Here is a 15,762-nt window from a genome sequence, read left to right as displayed (position 1 = left end):
CGTTCCCTTCGTCGTGGGATTCACTGGGGCGGTGCGGGGAGGAAGCCGACCTCCGTGGCCCAGGCCATGGCCGCCGCCCACCACTCGCGGGTCGGCGGCGCGAAGCGCACGCCGACGCGGTCGAGCGCGGACGTCGTGTGTGAGCTGTCGACCACCACGTTGCGCGATCCCAGCCCGGACCAGGCGGAGGCCAGCCGCGCGGCGGTCGGATGCCTCCGCTCCACCCGGGACAGCGCCGCGCCGAACGCGTGGTCGTCGGTGAGGTCGACGGGGTGACCGAGGGAGACCAGCCAGGCCACCAGTTCGTCGTGCGGCACCGTGTACGGGGACTCCACGTGGTACACGCCCGGTGCCGCGTGCGCGTGGGTCACCATCGCCGCGATCCCCGCCGCCACCGTGTCCACGTGGGAGAAGGCGAACGACTCCGAGGGGCGGCTCGGCGCGGCCCCGGCCAGCACGTAGCCGCGCACGAGCTGGTAGATCCGGTTGTCCTCCACGTTGCGCTGGAAGACCCCCGTCCGGCTGTGCGCCGCGACGTGGCCGCTGCGGTGGACGTAGCACTGGCGCCCCGAGGCGGCCCAGGCGCGGACCTCCTCCTCCGCCGCGAACTTCGTCCGCTCGTAGGGGGTGCGGAAGCGCTGACCGATCCGCAGATCGGCCTCGCTGAACCGGCGCGGGACCCCGTCGACGCCCCCCGCGACCGCGAGCGTCGACAGGTGGTGCAGGCGGGCGCCGGGCACCTCCGCGTCGATCCACCCGAGCAGGCGGCGGACCCCCGCGACGTTGGTGCGTTCCAGGTCGGCGGGGGGAGCGACCAACCGGACGTCCGCCGCCGCGTGCACCACCGCCTGGGCGTCCCGGACCCGTTCCAGGCCCGCCGGTGTCAGCCCCAGACCGTCGCGGTCGATGTCTCCGGCGACCACGTCGAACCCGCCGACCCGAGGGTCCGGGCCGTCGGTCGCCGAGACCAGCCGTCGGGCCGCGTGGGCGTCGTCGTCCCCCCTCACCAGGCACGTCACCCGGGCGTCGCGTTCCAGCAGCGCGGTCAGCAGGTGTCGGCCGAGGTAACCGGTGGCACCGGTGAGCAGGACACGGACCGGCTCCCGCACGCTCAGGCTGGCGGTCCGGGGCGCCGGCGCGCCGGTGAGCAGCAGTTGACCCGAGGTGGAGACGGCGCTCCTGACCGGCGGAGGGGGAGCGCTCCCGACCTCGGCGGCGACCGCACCGGCGAAGGCGGAGACGACGGCGTCGGCGTCCTCGTGGGACGGCCACGGCCGGGCGTGCACGAGGTCGGCCACCAGCCTGCCCTCGACGATGCGGGTGGTGAGCCTCAGGGGGTGGTGCGGGTCCGCGCTCGGACAGCGCGCCGCCCCGCCCGTCTCCGGGGCGACGGACCAGGCCAGGGACGGCTCGTCCGGCAGCTCGAAGGTGCCCAGGAAGTTGAATCCGGCCTCGGGACGCGGCAGGTCGGCGTCCATCGGCAGCTGAGGGGCCTCCCGAACCAGGCGCTCGAACCGCGCGGTGGTCTCGGCGGAGGCGGAGCGGACCACGGTCCGCACGTCCACGCCGCCTCCGGAGTCGGTGGCGGACTCCGTGTCGGTGCCGGGAGCTGCCACAGTGACGTGCTTGACCGCCGTGAACCAGCCGACGGTGTCCATGTACGCGTCGCCCCGGCTCGTCGTGTCGCGGCCGTGGGTCTCCACCTCGACGGTGATCCGGGGCCGACCGTTCCAGCGCAGGACCGCCTCGGTGAAGGCCGACAGGAGGAAGGCCTCCAGCCGCTGGGAACGACCGTGACGGCGGACCAGCCGGGCGGTGGAGTCCTCGTCCAGGGCCCAGGTCAGGGCGGCCGGTTCCAGGGCGGGGTCGGTCGGCGTCCACGTGGGGGGCGGTGTCGGGCGTTCCGGTGCGGGCGGTGCGGCGGTCGCCGCCCACCGGTAGAAGTCGGCGGTCACGGGCATGGGGCCCGGGCTCCCCGTGAGCGCGGCCCGGTAGGCGTGGGCGAGGTCGTCGAAGAGGACGCGCCAGGAGAGGCCGTCGATGGCCAGGTGGTGCACGATCACCGCGAGCCGGTCGTCGGTCCCGGCCCCGCCGGAGAACAGGTGGACGCGGACCAGGCGGCCGGACTCCGGGTCCAGCGACCGGTGCAGCTCCGAGCAGGTGGCCTCGACCGTCTCCGACACCGCCCCGGGGTCGTCGGGCAGCCGGGAGAAGGTCACGGCGCCCACCTCTCCGGAGGGGCGCGGGGCTCCCGGCCCGCCCGCCGCCACGGGCTGGCGCAGGGCGGTGTGGCGGTGCAGCACCCCCACGACGGCGGACGAGAGGGCGACCGGGTCCACCGGCACCCCGCACCGCAGGACCGCCGACTGGTTCCAGTGCCGGGGGTCGCGCACCCGCTGCCGGAAGAGCCAGCGCTGGGCCGGTGCGAGCCTCCCGGTCCCGGCCGCGTCCGCGTCCCCGCTGAGGAGCGGGGCGGTGGCCTCCTTCGTCCACGGAGCGGCGGCCGCCGCCAGGAGTACGGGGGTGGGGTTCAGGTAGAAGTCCTCGAACGTGATCCGGTACCCGGACCGGCGCAGCGCCGTGACCGTGCGCATGGCCAGGATCGAGTCGCCGCCCAGCTCCAGCACGTCGGCGTGCGGGGCGACCAGGGGCAGGCCGAGAGCGCCCGCCCACAGGTCCGCGATGGTCGTCACGAGCGGGTCCGGGGCCCGGCCGTCGCCCCTGTCCGGGGGAGCGGCACCGTCACCGCCGGGGTGCCTCCCGTCGTGTTCCAGGACCCGGTCCACCAGGGCGGAGAGGGCCTCTCGGTCGAGCTTGCCATTCGGTCCGGTCGGGAACTCCGGCACCACGACCACCGGTTGGGGCACCGCGTACGCGGGCAGCCGGTCCAGCAGGTGGGAGCGCAGGGAGGCCGCGAGGGCGGCCCCGTCACCGGGGTCGCCACCCGCCGGTCGCACCGCCGCCAGGATCTGGGCTCCCGCCGGGTTGTGGCGCACGACGACCGAGGAGCGCGCCACTCCGGGGAAGTCGTCCATCACGCGTTCCACGTCGTCCGGATCGACCCGGTAGCCCCGGATCTTGACCTGTCGGTCGGTCCGTCCCGCGAAGACCAGGGCACCGTCCGGTCGGCGGCGGCACCGGTCGCCGGTCCGGTACCTCGGACCGTCGTCGTGCGGGACGAAGCGGCGGGCGGTCTCCTCGGGGCGCCCGAAGTACCCGGCCGCCACGCCGGGGCCACCGATCAGCAGTTCGCCGTCCGCGCCGTCCGGCACCGGACCCCCCTCCGCGTCGGTCAGGTGGAGGGTGTTCCGGCCGATCGCCGTGCCGATGGGCACCGTGGCCTCGTCCTCGGGCAGGTCGGCGAGGGAGGAGGCGACGAAGCAGCTCGCGCCGATGGTGGCTTCGGTCGGGCCGTAGTGGTTGACCACCCGACCGGCGACACCGGAGTCGAGGAGCGTAGTGGCCAGGGGACGGGGCAGCGCCTCGCCTCCCAGCAGCAGGGTGTGCAGCCTCGGAGCCCGCGGCGGCCGCCCCTCCAACAGGGCGGTCAGATGGGAGGGGGTCGTCTTCAGTACCGACACCCCCGCCTCGGCCAGGCAGGACCAGAAGGCCTCCGGGTCGCGGGTCCGCTCGTCGGGCACCACGTGGACCGACCCGCCCGTCGCGAGCGCGAGCAGCCAGGAGGTGTGGCCCAGGTCGGCGGCGAGCGTGGTGACGTGCGCGACGCAGGGCGCGTCGGCGCGGGTGAGGCCGAGGCGATCGCGGAGGGAGAGGGCGTAGTGCACGGTGTTGGCGTGGGTGACCGTGACCGCCTTGGGTTCGCCGCTGGACCCCGAGGTGAAGGAGAGGTAGGCGGGGTCCGAGGCGCGCACCCGTGGCGGGAACGCTCCGGACGGGACGGGGTCACTGGCCCACGCGGTCGGGTCCACCACCTCGGTGTGTCGGTCCCCGGGCGCGGTGTGACCGGCGTCGGAGCTCAGCACGTGGCGCACGTCGACCGCCTCCAGGCGCCTGCGTACGTCGGGGCCGCTCCACGCGGGGTCGACGACCACGGCGGCCGCCCCCGAGCGCAGCACCCCGTACATCAGGGCGCACACCCGGATGTCGCGCGGACCCAGCACCGCGACCCGGTCACCCCGTCCGACGCCGCGTGCGCCGAGCCGGGCCGCCACCCGGTCGGCGGCGGCGAGCAACCCGGCGTGGTCCAGGGAGCGGGCCCCGTCGGAGAGCGCGGGGCGGTCCGGGTGGGAGCGCGCGCCGCGCGCCAACAGGTCGGAGAGCGAGAGTTCCGGGATCGTCGTACCTGTCAAGGGGATGGGTCTCCAGTTCAGGCGGTGTCTGCTTGGGACGGCCCGGCACCTGTCCCCCCGGGGCCGGAGGACAGGACCCGTTTCACCCGGCCGGTGCGGTGTCCGGGGGGCCCGCCACGAACGCCTCGGTCTCCTCATCGGGGGAGAGGCGCCCGGACACGGCCCAGGCGACGGTCCGGTGCAGGCCGTCCAGGTGGATGAGCCCGGTCCGTACCCTCAGGTCCGCGTAGTCGGAGTGGGGCACCGGGACGGTGCTCAGGTAGACGGGGGTCAGGGGTGCCTCCCGGAACAGGTCCAGCTTCCGCGAGCAGACCGGGTTGGCCTCGGCCATCTCCGCGCCGCCCGAGCGCACCAGGTCCGCCGCCTCGCCCACCGTCCGGCCCGACCGGGGGACGAGCTCACGCCCGCCGCCCTCGCTGAGGTGCCAGGGCAGGACGACGCCGAGGACCTCGTCCCTGGACAGCAGGACACGGTGCCAGACGCCGAGGAGGTCGTCGGCCATGTGCAGGACGTCCTCCCCGTCCTGGTTGGTGTTGGACTCGTGGGGGCGGTCGACAGGGTGATCGGCCCGGTAGACCTCCAGGACCCGTGAGAACGGCACCGTGCCGATCAGTTTCATGTGATGGAGCCTCGTCCCGTCGTCGTGTACTCGGTGAAGTGCCGCTCCGCGAACAGCTCCGGCCAGCGTCCGCCGCCGAGGTCGAGCTCGCGTGCCCGGGAGAGCATATGCCGCCAGTACGGCTTCACCGGGTGCCACCGGGCGCTGGTCTGACAGTAGGAGGCGTCCACGAAGTAGCGGGGGCCCGGGTCGTCCACCCCTTCGGGCGCGGGCCTGCGCGCGTGGAACAGGGCGGAGTTCATCAGGACGGTCGAGCCCGGGGGGAGCCGGTCGATGACGGCCTCGCCGGGGAGTTCCTTGGTGCCCAGGTGCGCGCGGGCCTGCTTGGCGGCGTGCTCCAGGTGGGATCCGGGCAGGACCGCGAGGTGTCCGACGCTCGGATCGAGGCCGCCGAGGTAGTGCAGCGCGTGGACCATGAGGAGGCTCGGGTCCTCACGGTCGTTCGGCTCGTGGTCGTGGTGCCAGGCCTTGCCGCCGGTCGCCTCGCCGTGTCGGTCGCTGTGCAGGTGGTGGAAGACGAAGGAGGGCCCCATGAGGTCGGAGATCATCGCCAACAGGGGCTCGTGGGTGAGGAGTTCGCCGTGCGCGGGCAGCTCCAGCTCCAGGACCGGGGGCGTGCCGTGTGCCTCCGGCTCGAGGCAGGCGGCGATGGAGCGCTCACGCAGCCCCTCGTCCACCCAGCGGTCCACCTCGGGCAGGAGGCGGCCGACGAGGGGTGCGGGCAGGAAACCGGGGAGGACCAGGTAGCCGGACTCCGTGAACTGTCTCCGCCGCTCGGTGGCGTCGTCGATTTCCGGGGGAATCGTGTGCGTCAAGTCTTCGCCCCTTGCTCGTGCTCGGGTGTCGGTCGTTCTCCGGGGCGTGACGGATTCCCTCCCGGGGGAATCCGTCGGGGAAAAGGCGGGGGACCCGGGTGCGGAGGGCCGTGCGCTGGACAGGAGGTGTGGGGCCATTGGTGTGGCTGTCCGTGGCCCCGTGTGGTGGAGGTGCCCGGAGGGTCGACAGTATTAGTTTCACTTTGTCCGGATCGTTGTCAAGGGAATCGGAAGAACACGATGCTGGCCTGGAACTACGCTCGGGGCGGTCCGGGATCGGTGAATGCGTGGCAAGTGCGGAGTATGAATTCGACGGAGGCGGGGTAAGGGAGGGTGCGGTGGCCATGTGCCCGGTGGGGGTCGTGTTCTGCCAGCTCAGGGCGCATGTGATGCCCGAGTTCCCTTCGTGCACCCGAAACCGGGGTGCGTCGTCGAACCCGTGGGACCCGGGGTGTTTGAGGGGCGGGTTCCGCTTTTCGCAGGTCAATTCGGGCATTTGGGGCGTACGATGAATGCGGTCACAGATATGGGACGCGGTCTCCGTGGCGTGCCGAAGATCGTTACTCCGTTTCTGCGCGTGGCCGATTCCGGACGCCTGAATGGTCCCGGCGGGTGCTGCCCCCGAGCGTTCCCGCGTGATATCGAGAACGCTCCGCTTTATCCGAGTGCTCCGAGAGAACGGGTCTGGTCCCGTGGTCACCGGTCTCAGTCGACGGGCAGCGGTGAACTGGGCTTGGTGACGCTGATGGCGAAGGTCGTCTCGATCGAGGAGACGGCCGGGATGGCGCGCAGCTTGGCGCGCATCAGCTCCTCGTAGGCGGGGAAGGAACGGGCCGCCACCTTGAGCAGGTAGTCGTGGTCTCCCGCCAGGAGGAAGGCCTCGGTGACCTCCGGGATCCTCCGGATGGCCTCCTCCACCCGCTCCACCACGCCCGTGCCGTGGGAGTCCAGGCGCAGCCGCACGAACGCCGTGATGTCCAGCCCCACCGACGCCGGGTCGACCACCGCCGTGTATCCGGCGACCACGCCGGACTCCTCCAGCCTGCGCACCCTGCGCAGGCAGGGGGAGGGGGACAACCCCACCCGGTCGGCCAGCTCCTGGTTGCTGATCCGCCCGTCCACCTGGAGTTCGTGCAGGATGCGCAGATCGATCTCGTCCAAGCGATGCATGAGGCAGATTCTGCCAAAACGACGCCTATTCGGGCAATAATGCGCAATCGGTGGTCCCGTCGATCGCCGTACCTTCACTCCCATGAACAGACCTACCGGTGCGACCCCCTCGCTCACCGTCGGCCTGGCCGCGATGGCCGCGACCGTGGTGCTGTGGGCGGGGTTCGCCCTGAGCATCCGTGGGATCGGCGCCTCCGACCTCACCGCCCTGGACGCCGCCCTCCTCCGGTTCCTCACCCCGCTGGTGGTGCTGGCGCCGTGGATCCCCCGGGCCGTGCGGCGCGTGCGGCACGAACGCCCCGGTGTCCTGCTGGCGCTCTGCGCCGGCGCCGGACTCCCGTACTTCCTCCTCGCCGCCTGGGGCGGCTCCCTCACCAGCGCCGCCCTCGTGGGGATCGTGATCCCCGGGACCGTGCCCCTGTTCGTCACCGTGCTCGCGTTCGCGCTCTGGCGCACCCGGGCCCGGCCCGCGCAGCTCGGCGCGCTCGTGCTCATCGTCCTGGGCGCGGCGGTGTCCGTGACAGCCGCCGTCACACCGGACCAGGCCGCCGGGGTCGTGATCCTGCTCTGCGCCGGACTGGTGTGGTCGGTGTACACGCTCGCGCTCCGGGAGACCACGCTCGACCCGGTCAGCGCCGCGCTCGTGCTCTGCGCCCCCTCCGCCCTGCTGGCCGGGGTGCCCGTGCTGCTGGGCCTGGCCCCCTCCGCGCTGGTCGGGGGCGCGGCGCCCGGAGACGTCCTGGTCTACGTCGCCGTCCAGGGCGTCGGCGTGGGTGTGCTCGCCGCCCTGTGCTACGCGACCGCCATCCGCGGCCTCGGCGGCCCGGTCGCCGCCACGCTGGGAGCGCTCAGCCCGGTCGTCACCCTGGTCGTGGCGGTCCCGCTGTTCGGCGAACCGGTCACCCCCGCGACGACGGTCACGCTGCTGCTGGTCCTCACCGGCGTGGTCGCCTTCAACCTCCTCGGCGTCCGGCGGCCCCGGCCCGCCGAGCCCAGCCCTGCCGAGCCGGGCCCCGCTGTTCCTCGCCCTGCCGAGCCGACTCCCACCGAAGCCGGGAACCGCCGTCCCGAACTGGAGACCTCATGCTGATGCCGACCATGCTCCCGCCGCGCACCGATCCCCTCTGGCGGCTCACCGCGGCCTGTGACACCGACCCCCGTCCCGAGCGGCTCGACCTCCTCGTCGGCGTCTACCGCGACGACACCGGCTCCTCCCCGGTCCTCGGCGCCGTGGCCGAGGCCGAACGGAACCTCGCCGCGCGCTCAGAATCCAAGGAGTACCTGGGCCCCGCCGGGAACCGCGACTTCACCGACGCGCTCACCCGCATGCTGTTCCCCTCGGACGACGTCCGCTCCCGCACTCTGGCGGTGCAGTCGGTCGCGGGGACCGGGGCGCTGCGGCTCCTGTCCGAGCTCCTCGCCGCCACCGGACCCGACCGGACCGTGCACCTGGGCACGCCCGCCTACCTCAACCACCGCACCATCCTCACCACCGCCGGGCTGCGCGTGCGCGAGTACCCGATGCTGCTCCCGGACGGGCGCCCGGACCCGGACGCCGCCCTCGCGGCCGTCGCCACGGCCGCACCCGGCGACGTGCTCCTGCTCCAGGGGTGCTGCCACAACCCCACCGGCGCCGCGATGCCCACCCGGGACTGGGACGCGCTCGCCCACGCGATGGCCGAGCGAGGTGTGGTGCCCTTTGTCGACCACGCCTACTTCGGTCTGGGAGACGGGCTCGACGCGGACCTGGAGGGCATGCGCCGCATGCTGGAGGTCCTGCCCGAGGCGGTGGTCGCGGTCAGCGCCTCCAAGGCGTGGGGTCTGTACAACGAACGCACCGGATGCGCGATCGTGGTCTCCGACGACCCCGCCCGCCGCGCCCTCGCCTACGGCGTCCTGGAGACCACCGCCCGCGCCGGGTACTCGCAGCCGCCGGACCACGGAGCCCGGATCGTCCACGAGATCCTCACCCGGGACGAACTGCGCACGCGCTGGACGGACGAACTCGACTCCATGCGCCGACGCCTGGGGCTCCTCCGCGACGGGCTCACCGACGCCCTGGACCTGCGGGCCCCCGCCCCGGAGTTCGCGGCGCTTCGGGAGCAGAGGGGCATGTTCCTGCGTCTGCCCCTCACCGCGGACCAGATGGGGCGGCTCCGCGACGAGCACGCGATCCACGGCCTGCCCTCGGGACGGATCAACCTCGCCGGGGTCCCCGTCCACCTCCTCGACCGCGTCGCCGACGCGATCGCCCGGGTCCACGGCGGGACCGCGTCGGCTCGGCCGGAGCGCCTGGCGGCCCGGGGGTGAGAGCGGGGTGTCAGGAGGTGGACCCGGCTTCCCCGGAACCGTCGTGCGCGGGCTCCGCCTCCGCCACGGAGGGCTCGGGGGAGGCCGCCCGGTTGCGCAGCAGCGCCGCGAGGACCGCCGCGATCGGGGTGGCCAGGAACAGGCCCGCGATCCCGCCGAGGATGCCGCCGACCGTGACCACGATCAGGACCACCGCGGAGGGCAGCTCCAACGCGCGGCCGTAGATGCGCGGCGCGAACACGTTGCTCTCCAACTGCTGCACGAGGATCACCGCGCCGAGCACGATCAGCGCCACCACCCAGTTCTCCGTCACCAGGGCCACGAGGACCGCCAGCAGCCCGCTCAGGAACGCGCCGATGATCGGCAGGAACGCACCCACGAAGGTGAGCACGATCAGCGGGATGGCCAGGCTCGTGTCGATGAGCAGGAGCAGCGCGATACCGATGCCGATCGCGTCGATCACGCCCACCAGCGCCACCCCGCGCACGTAGTTGCCCATCACGTCGTAGGAGACCCGGGCCGAGTGGCGCAGGACCGGGCGGGACCTGACCGGCAGCAGGCTGGCGATCCAGTCCATCAGCTTGTCACCCGAGTGCACGAAGTAGATGGTCAGGACGATGACCAGCACGATCCCCAGAACGACCCGCGTCACGGCGGTGGTCGCCGTCCACGCGCCGCTCAGGACCTGGTTGCTGTTCTCGGTGATCAGCGACTGGACCTGCACCCAGGCGTTGTCGATCGCCTCCGTGAGCAGCGCCGGGTCCAGACCGAAGGGCAGGGCCATGTTCTGGAGTTGGACGACGGCGCTGTTGACGCTGGCCACGAGGTCGTCGAAGCTCGCGATGGCGGGGGTCACGATCAGGGTGACCACACCGCTGTAGACCGCGACCGCGATCAGCATGGTGATCGTCGTGGACGCCCCCCGGCCGAACCCCCGCCGTCTGACCGGGTTGGGGCGGCGCAGCCAGTTCGCCAGGGGCATCAGCAGCGCCGTGAGGAACACCGCGATGATCAGCGGGAGCGTGACCACGGACAGGCGGGTGAGGGCGTAGATCAGCAGACCCGCCACCACACCGATCACCAGGACGCGCCAGGAGGCGTCGGCGGCCACCCGCAGGAGGTCGCCGGCGCGCCTGCCGTCGTCCGGGTCCTGGGGGCCGGAATCCGCGTCCTCGGCCTCGAACCGCTCCCGTTCCCGCTCGATACGGGCCCTGCGAGTGGCGTTCCACTTGTTCACGAGGGCCCCGACGCCCGGCCACTGGGCTTGCACATGCGCTCCGTTCTCCGGTCGGCGCGGACCGTCGTCACGCGCCACGAACCGCGTCGACCAGCCCTCCGGAACCAGCCATGAGTGCGATGTGACGCGGGGTGACACCGAGTCTGGCCTCCGCACGCGTCACGGGCGGGGAGGCGCGTACCGGATCACCGGATGGGCGTGTCGCCCGGAGTGCCCCACTCACCCGCACCGGGAGTACGTGGGGACGTCGGCCGCCGCCGTTCAGCTCAGGGACACCCCCGGCCGGGTCCGGAACGGCCGCCTGCCACTCCGGACCGGGCCCGTGACGGTGGGTTCCGGGTCACTCGGAGGGTTCGGGCAGCTCCGGGCACTCGATGATCGGGTTGACGCCGACGTAGTTCAGGGGGCCGACGAAGATGGTGACCGCGACACTGCCCAGGGAGGAACAGGACGCCTCCGAGGTGCTGAAGTAGCCGCGTTGCACGGCCGCCGTCACTCCGATGGCGAGCCAGACGAGAACGAGTACCGCGAGGGTCGAGCTGATGCGCACTGCTGCCTCCAAGGGGGGTGGGGCCAACGGCTCCCTCACGGACCTACCCGCACCAGGTGCCCCTCCACCCCACCCGGGCCCCGATTCCGCGAGGAAAACCCGTGGCGGCGCCGTCTCCCGCTCAGTAGGCTTCGCGTCCATGACAGACACATCCCCCACCACCACGCGCCTGGTGGAGATCACCGACGACAACCTCGACGCCGCCACGGGGATCAAGGTGAGCGAGGCGCAGGAGCGGTTCGTCGCCCCGGTCCTGTACTCCCTGGCCCAGGCGTACACGAACCGCGACACCGCCTGGCCCCGACTGCTCATGGACGGAGACGAGGCGGTCGGCTTCGTCATGGCGAGCTTCGCCCCCGAGGACGAGGACCCCGACTGCCGTGCCGACCTCTGGCGCCTCAACGTCGGGGAGAAGCAGCAGGGCCAGGGGTACGGCCGCGTGGCGGTGGAGGGTGTGTTCGACGAGGCACGGCGGCGCGGCTTCTCCCGGGTCACGGTCTCCTGGGTGCCGGGAGAGGGGAGCCCGGAGGGCTTCTACCTGCGTCTGGGCTTCCGTCCGACCGGACGGGTGGAGGACGGGGAGATCGTCGCCGCCATCGAGCTCGACTGACCCCGGCACGGGGGGTCCCCTTCGGCCGGTGCCCGCGCGGCGGGCACCGGCCGGTTCCTAGTGGCCCCGGTCCAGCCACTCCTGGAGGTGTGGCGCCTCCGCGCCGATGGTCGTGGAGTCACCGTGCCCGGTGTTGACGACCGTTTCCTCGGGCAGCGCCAGGAGGCGGGTGCGGATCGAGTCCACGATGGTCGGGAAGTCCGAGTAGGACCTCCCGGTCGCCCCCGGGCCGCCCTGGAACAGGGTGTCGCCACTGAACAGGACGCTCAGTTCCGGGGCGTACAGGCACACCGCCCCCGGAGCGTGGCCCGGGGTGTGCAGCACGATGAGGTCGGCGCCCGCGACCCTGATGGAGTCGCCGTCGGCCAGGTCCCCGTCCGGGGCCCGGTCCGGGTGGGTCATGTCCCACAGCACCCGGTCGTCGGGGTGCAGCAGGATCGGCGCCCCCGTCGCGTCGGCCACCGCGGGGGCGGCGTTCACGTGGTCGTTGTGGCCGTGCGTGCACAGCACCGCCACGACCCGGCGCCCGCCCACCGCCTCGATGATCGCCTCGGCGTCGTGCGGGGCGTCGACGACCACGACCTCCTCGTCGTCACCCACCAGCCAGACGTTGTTGTCCACCTCCCAGGAACCGCCGTCCAGGGTGAAGACCCCGGACGTGGTCAGGTGTTCCACTCGCGCTTCACTCACAGTCGCACCACCGATCGCAGTACCTCGCCGCGCTCCATGCGGGCGAACGCCTCCTCGACGTCACCGAGCCCGATCTCCTCGGTCACGAATCCGTCCAGGTCCAGCCTGCCCTGTGTGTACAGGTCGACGAGCATCGGGAAGTCCCGCGAGGGCAGGCAGTCCCCGTACCAGCTGGACTTCAGGGCCCCGCCCCGGCCGAACACGTCCAGCAGGGGCAGGTCCAGACGCATGTCCGGGGTGGGCACGCCCACCAGCACCACGGTGCCCGCCAGGTCGCGGGCGTAGAAGGCCTGTTCGTAGGTCTGGGGGACCCCCACCGCGTCGATGACCACGTCGGCGCCGAAGCCGTCGGTCAGCGCGCGGATCGCCTCGACCGTGTCGGCCTCCCGGGCGTTCACGGTGTGCGTGGCGCCGAACCCCCGGGCCCACTCCAGCTTGCGGTCCTCCAGGTCCACGGCGATGATCCGACCGGCACCGGCCAGACGGGCTCCGGCGACGGCGGCGCTGCCGACCCCTCCGCAGCCGATCACCGCGACGGAGTCGCCCCGGGAGACCCCTCCGGTGTTGATGGCGGCGCCGATCCCGGCCATGATCCCGCACCCGAGCAGTCCGGCGGCGGCGGGCGAGGCGGCCGGATCGACCTTGGTGCACTGTCCCGCTGCGACCAGCGTCTTGTCGGCGAACGCTCCGATGCCCAGGGCGGGGGAGAGTTCCGTGCCGTCCTCCAGGGTCATTTTCTGGTCGGCGTTGTGGGTGTCGAAACAGTACTGGGGCCGTCCGCGCCGACAGGCGCGACAGGCGCCGCACACCGCCCGCCAGTTGAGGATCACGTAGTCGCCCGGTTCGAGGTGGGTGACGTCCGCGCCGACGGACTCGACCACGCCCGCTGCCTCGTGGCCGAGCAGGAAGGGGTACTCGTCGTTGATCCCGCCCTCGCGGTAGTGCAGGTCCGTGTGGCAGACCCCGCACGCCTGGACCCGGACCACGGCCTCGCCGGGGCCGGGGTCCGGGACGACGATGGTGGTGAGTTCCACGGGTGCGCCCTTCGCACGCGAGATCACACCCTGCACCTGTTGCGACATGAGAAGACTCCCTGCACTTCGTGGCCGTCAGTACCGGTGGGCACCGTCAGGGGTCACCCTGCCGCACCGCCCGGACACGTGTCCATCATCCGGGCGCGGCTTCGGGGGTTGACAGTCCGCGATTGTGAGTGTGTACTCACATACATTAAGCGTAGGGATGCTTCGACGTCCTCTGGGCGGCGCTCAACTGGGCTGTTTCTCGGGGATAATGCATCTCTGTGGCCGTGGATGTGAGTGAGCGCTCACAAATCTGAGGAGTCTGTCATGCGTCAGTACGAACCGAGCGGGTCCACCGCCCAGGACATCACCGAGGTCCTGCTCCCCGGGCCCGTCGCCCCCGAGGGGCTGGTGGTCCGCCGCCGTAGCCTCGATCCGCCGGGGCCCGGCCGGGTCACGCTCCGGATGGAGGCCACCGGGGTCTCCTTCGCGGAACAGCAGATGCGCCGGGACAAGTACTTCGACCAGCCGCCCTACCCGTTCGTGCCCGGCTACGACCTCGTCGGCACCGTCACTCGGGTCGGCCCCGGGGCGGACCCCGCCATGGTGGGCCACCGCTACGCCGCCCTCACCAAGGTGGGCGCCTGGAGCAGCCACGTGGACCTGCCCGCCGCCGCCCTCGTCCCCGTCCCCGAGGGGATCGATCCCGGGGCGGCCGAGGCCCTGGTGGTCAACGGGGTGACCGCCCACCGCATGCTCCACCGGCTCGCCCGGGTCCGGCCGGGCGACACGGTGCTGGTCCACGGCGCCAACGGCGGGGTCGGCTCACTGCTGGTCCAGCTGGCCCGCCACGTCGGGGCCACGGTCATCGGCACGGCCTCGGCCCGCAACGCCGAGGCCGTCCGCGCGCTCGGCGCCCTCCCCCTCGACTACCGGGCACCGGACCTCCCCGGCCGGGTCCGCGCCCTGGCCCCGGGCGGCGTGAACGCGGTCTTCGACCACGTCGGAGGCGCCGGACTGACCGACTCCTTCCGTCTCCTCGCCCGCGGGGGGACCCTGGTCTCCTACGGCACCGCCGCCACCCGGGACGTGGATGGCGACGCGATGCTCCCCGTCCTGCTGCTGTTCGCCCGGCTCCTGTGGTGGAACGCGCTGCCCAACGGGCGCGGCGCGCACTTCTTCAACCTCTGGAGCGGTCACCGCAGGGCGACGGACTTCCGCCGGAGGTTCGCGCGCGACCTCGGAGAGGTCCTCTCCCTGCACGCCGAGGGGGTCCTCATCCCGCCCGTGGCCGCCCGGGTGTCTCTCTCCGAGGCGGCCTCGGCACTGGCGCTCGCGGAGTCGGGCACGGTGGTCGGCAAGGTCCTCCTGGTCCCCGACCACCCCTGACGGGCGCTCACCCCTGGAGGAAGGGCACCAGAGCGGCGGTCAGCTGGGCGGGGGCGTCCAGCTGGACGAGGTGCCCGGCGCCCTCGATCGGGTGGGCGACCAGGCCGGGGATCAGCGCCGCCAGGGCCCGGGTGCGCTCCGGTGGAATCCAGGCGTCCTGCTCGCCCCAGGCCAGCAGCACCGGGAGATCGATCCCCGGATACAGGCCCTGGACCTCGTCGGTGTACGCCTGGTCGGCCTGCTGGATCTGGCGGTAGAACGCCGCCTGACCCTCCGCACCGGTCCACGGCTCCACCAGTCGGTCCAGGACCGGGGGCAGCAGTCCCGGCGCGCTGGCCGAACGCACGTACTCGGCCACCAGGGCCCGGTGCAGCGCCGGAGGCAGCCGCTCGAACACCTCGGCGTGCTCGCCCACCAACCGGAAGAACGGCGAACCCCACGGCGCCATCGCCACGGGGGAGACCAGGGCCAGCCGCGCGTAGGAGGCCCCGTGCAGGAGGTGCGCCCGCAGCGCCACCGCGCCGCCGAAGTCGTGCGCCACCACGCTCGGGGACTCCAGGCCCCAGTGCGCGAGGAGTTCGGTGAACACCCGCCCCTGGGCGGCCAGGGACACGTCCTGGCCCGCCCTCATCTCGGACGTCCCGTACCCCGGCATGTCCCAGAAGTACACGCGGTGGCGGGGGGCCAGCGCGGCGGCCACGTCCCGCCACACGTAGGACGAGAAGGGCGTCCCGTGCAGCAGGACCACCGGATCCCCCGCACCGACGGCGCCCCAGCGCACCGTGCCCGCGCTCGACGCGTACGTCTCCGTCGTCGCCTGGTCGCCCATGCTCGTCCCTCCGTCTTGGTCCCGTGGCCCCGGCCGAAGCCGCGGCGATCCTATCCGGAGGGTCGGACGGTCCGGAGCGGACGAGCTCGGGGAAAGCGGGAGGGGGGGGGGCCCCCCCCGGGGGGGGGGGCCGCCCAGGAGGACCCCCCCGCTTGTGGGCCCAAAGGGGGGGCGAACACCCGGGGCGGGAGGAGGGGGTTTAGTGGCGGCCGCG

At 72.9% G+C, this 15,762-nt stretch carries 13 protein-coding genes; 4 read left to right on the top strand and 9 right to left on the bottom strand.

Going from position 1 to position 15,762, the window contains the following annotated elements:
• Positions 1-20: 20 nt before the first annotated feature.
• The 4 genes from ACFW3L_RS23660 to ACFW3L_RS23645 form a co-directional block, all read right to left on the bottom strand.
• A complete protein-coding gene (locus ACFW3L_RS23660; RefSeq protein WP_378745733.1) occupies positions 21-4,310 on the bottom strand; it encodes an AMP-binding protein in 4,290 nt (1,429 codons plus the stop codon).
• Positions 4,311-4,392: 82 nt separating this feature from the next.
• Entirely contained in the window at positions 4,393-4,929 is a 537-nt protein-coding gene (locus tag ACFW3L_RS23655; RefSeq protein ID WP_378745727.1) for a DUF6309 family protein, read from the bottom strand.
• Positions 4,926-5,744 (bottom strand): phytanoyl-CoA dioxygenase family protein, encoded by an 819-nt coding sequence (locus ACFW3L_RS23650; RefSeq protein ID WP_378745719.1) that lies wholly within the window; start codon positions 5,742-5,744, stop codon positions 4,926-4,928. Before ACFW3L_RS23650 ends, ACFW3L_RS23655 begins: the two co-directional genes overlap by 4 nt.
• A 705-nt stretch (positions 5,745-6,449) precedes the next feature.
• Positions 6,450-6,914 carry an Lrp/AsnC family transcriptional regulator gene (locus ACFW3L_RS23645; protein WP_378745713.1) on the bottom strand — a complete coding sequence of 155 codons (465 nt, stop codon included), beginning with the start codon at positions 6,912-6,914 and terminating at the stop codon, positions 6,450-6,452.
• 82 nt (positions 6,915-6,996) lie between these two features.
• Here ACFW3L_RS23645 and ACFW3L_RS23640 point away from each other — a divergent pair, with 82 nt between their 5' ends.
• Positions 6,997-8,004 (top strand): DMT family transporter, encoded by a 1,008-nt coding sequence (locus tag ACFW3L_RS23640; protein ID WP_378745704.1) that lies wholly within the window; start codon positions 6,997-6,999, stop codon positions 8,002-8,004.
• Entirely contained in the window at positions 7,998-9,224 is a 1,227-nt protein-coding gene (locus ACFW3L_RS23635) for an aromatic amino acid transaminase (RefSeq protein ID WP_378745694.1), read from the top strand. Before ACFW3L_RS23640 ends, ACFW3L_RS23635 begins: the two co-directional genes overlap by 7 nt.
• Before the next feature lie 10 nt (positions 9,225-9,234).
• Here ACFW3L_RS23635 and ACFW3L_RS23630 read toward each other — a convergent pair whose 3' ends face one another.
• Positions 9,235-10,494, bottom strand: coding sequence for an AI-2E family transporter (locus ACFW3L_RS23630; protein WP_378745689.1), 1,260 nt, complete (start codon positions 10,492-10,494; stop codon positions 9,235-9,237).
• A 307-nt stretch (positions 10,495-10,801) separates the two neighbouring features.
• Positions 10,802-11,011, bottom strand: a complete 210-nt coding sequence (locus tag ACFW3L_RS23625) for a hypothetical protein (protein ID WP_378745681.1) — start codon at positions 11,009-11,011, stop codon at positions 10,802-10,804.
• A gap of 139 nt (positions 11,012-11,150) precedes the next feature.
• Here ACFW3L_RS23625 and ACFW3L_RS23620 point away from each other — a divergent pair, with 139 nt between their 5' ends.
• Positions 11,151-11,621 (top strand): GNAT family N-acetyltransferase, encoded by a 471-nt coding sequence (locus ACFW3L_RS23620; RefSeq protein ID WP_378745669.1) that lies wholly within the window; start codon positions 11,151-11,153, stop codon positions 11,619-11,621.
• Positions 11,622-11,678: 57 nt separating this feature from the next.
• On the opposite strand, the gene ACFW3L_RS23615 is transcribed toward ACFW3L_RS23620, so the two are convergent.
• Positions 11,679-12,311 (bottom strand): MBL fold metallo-hydrolase, encoded by a 633-nt coding sequence (locus ACFW3L_RS23615; RefSeq protein ID WP_378745654.1) that lies wholly within the window; start codon positions 12,309-12,311, stop codon positions 11,679-11,681.
• Positions 12,308-13,393 (bottom strand): S-(hydroxymethyl)mycothiol dehydrogenase, encoded by a 1,086-nt coding sequence (locus tag ACFW3L_RS23610; protein WP_378745644.1) that lies wholly within the window; start codon positions 13,391-13,393, stop codon positions 12,308-12,310. Before ACFW3L_RS23610 ends, ACFW3L_RS23615 begins: the two co-directional genes overlap by 4 nt.
• A gap of 264 nt (positions 13,394-13,657) precedes the next feature.
• Between ACFW3L_RS23610 and ACFW3L_RS23605 the strand changes: the two genes are divergently transcribed.
• The gene (locus tag ACFW3L_RS23605) at positions 13,658-14,719 is read left to right on the top strand and encodes a medium chain dehydrogenase/reductase family protein (RefSeq protein WP_378745639.1); all 1,062 of its coding nucleotides are present in this window, start codon (positions 13,658-13,660) and stop codon (positions 14,717-14,719) included.
• Positions 14,720-14,726: 7 nt separating this feature from the next.
• Here the strand turns inward: ACFW3L_RS23605 and ACFW3L_RS23600 are convergent, their stop codons facing one another.
• The gene (locus ACFW3L_RS23600) at positions 14,727-15,548 is read right to left on the bottom strand and encodes an alpha/beta fold hydrolase (RefSeq protein ID WP_378745633.1); all 822 of its coding nucleotides are present in this window, start codon (positions 15,546-15,548) and stop codon (positions 14,727-14,729) included.
• Positions 15,549-15,762 lie beyond the last annotated feature (214 nt).

This window comes from Nocardiopsis sp. NPDC058789 (genome assembly GCF_042745575.1).
In the GTDB taxonomy this organism is placed as follows: domain Bacteria; phylum Actinomycetota; class Actinomycetes; order Streptosporangiales; family Streptosporangiaceae; genus Nocardiopsis; species Nocardiopsis eucommiae.
This window is presented reverse-complemented; position numbering and strand designations above follow the sequence as displayed.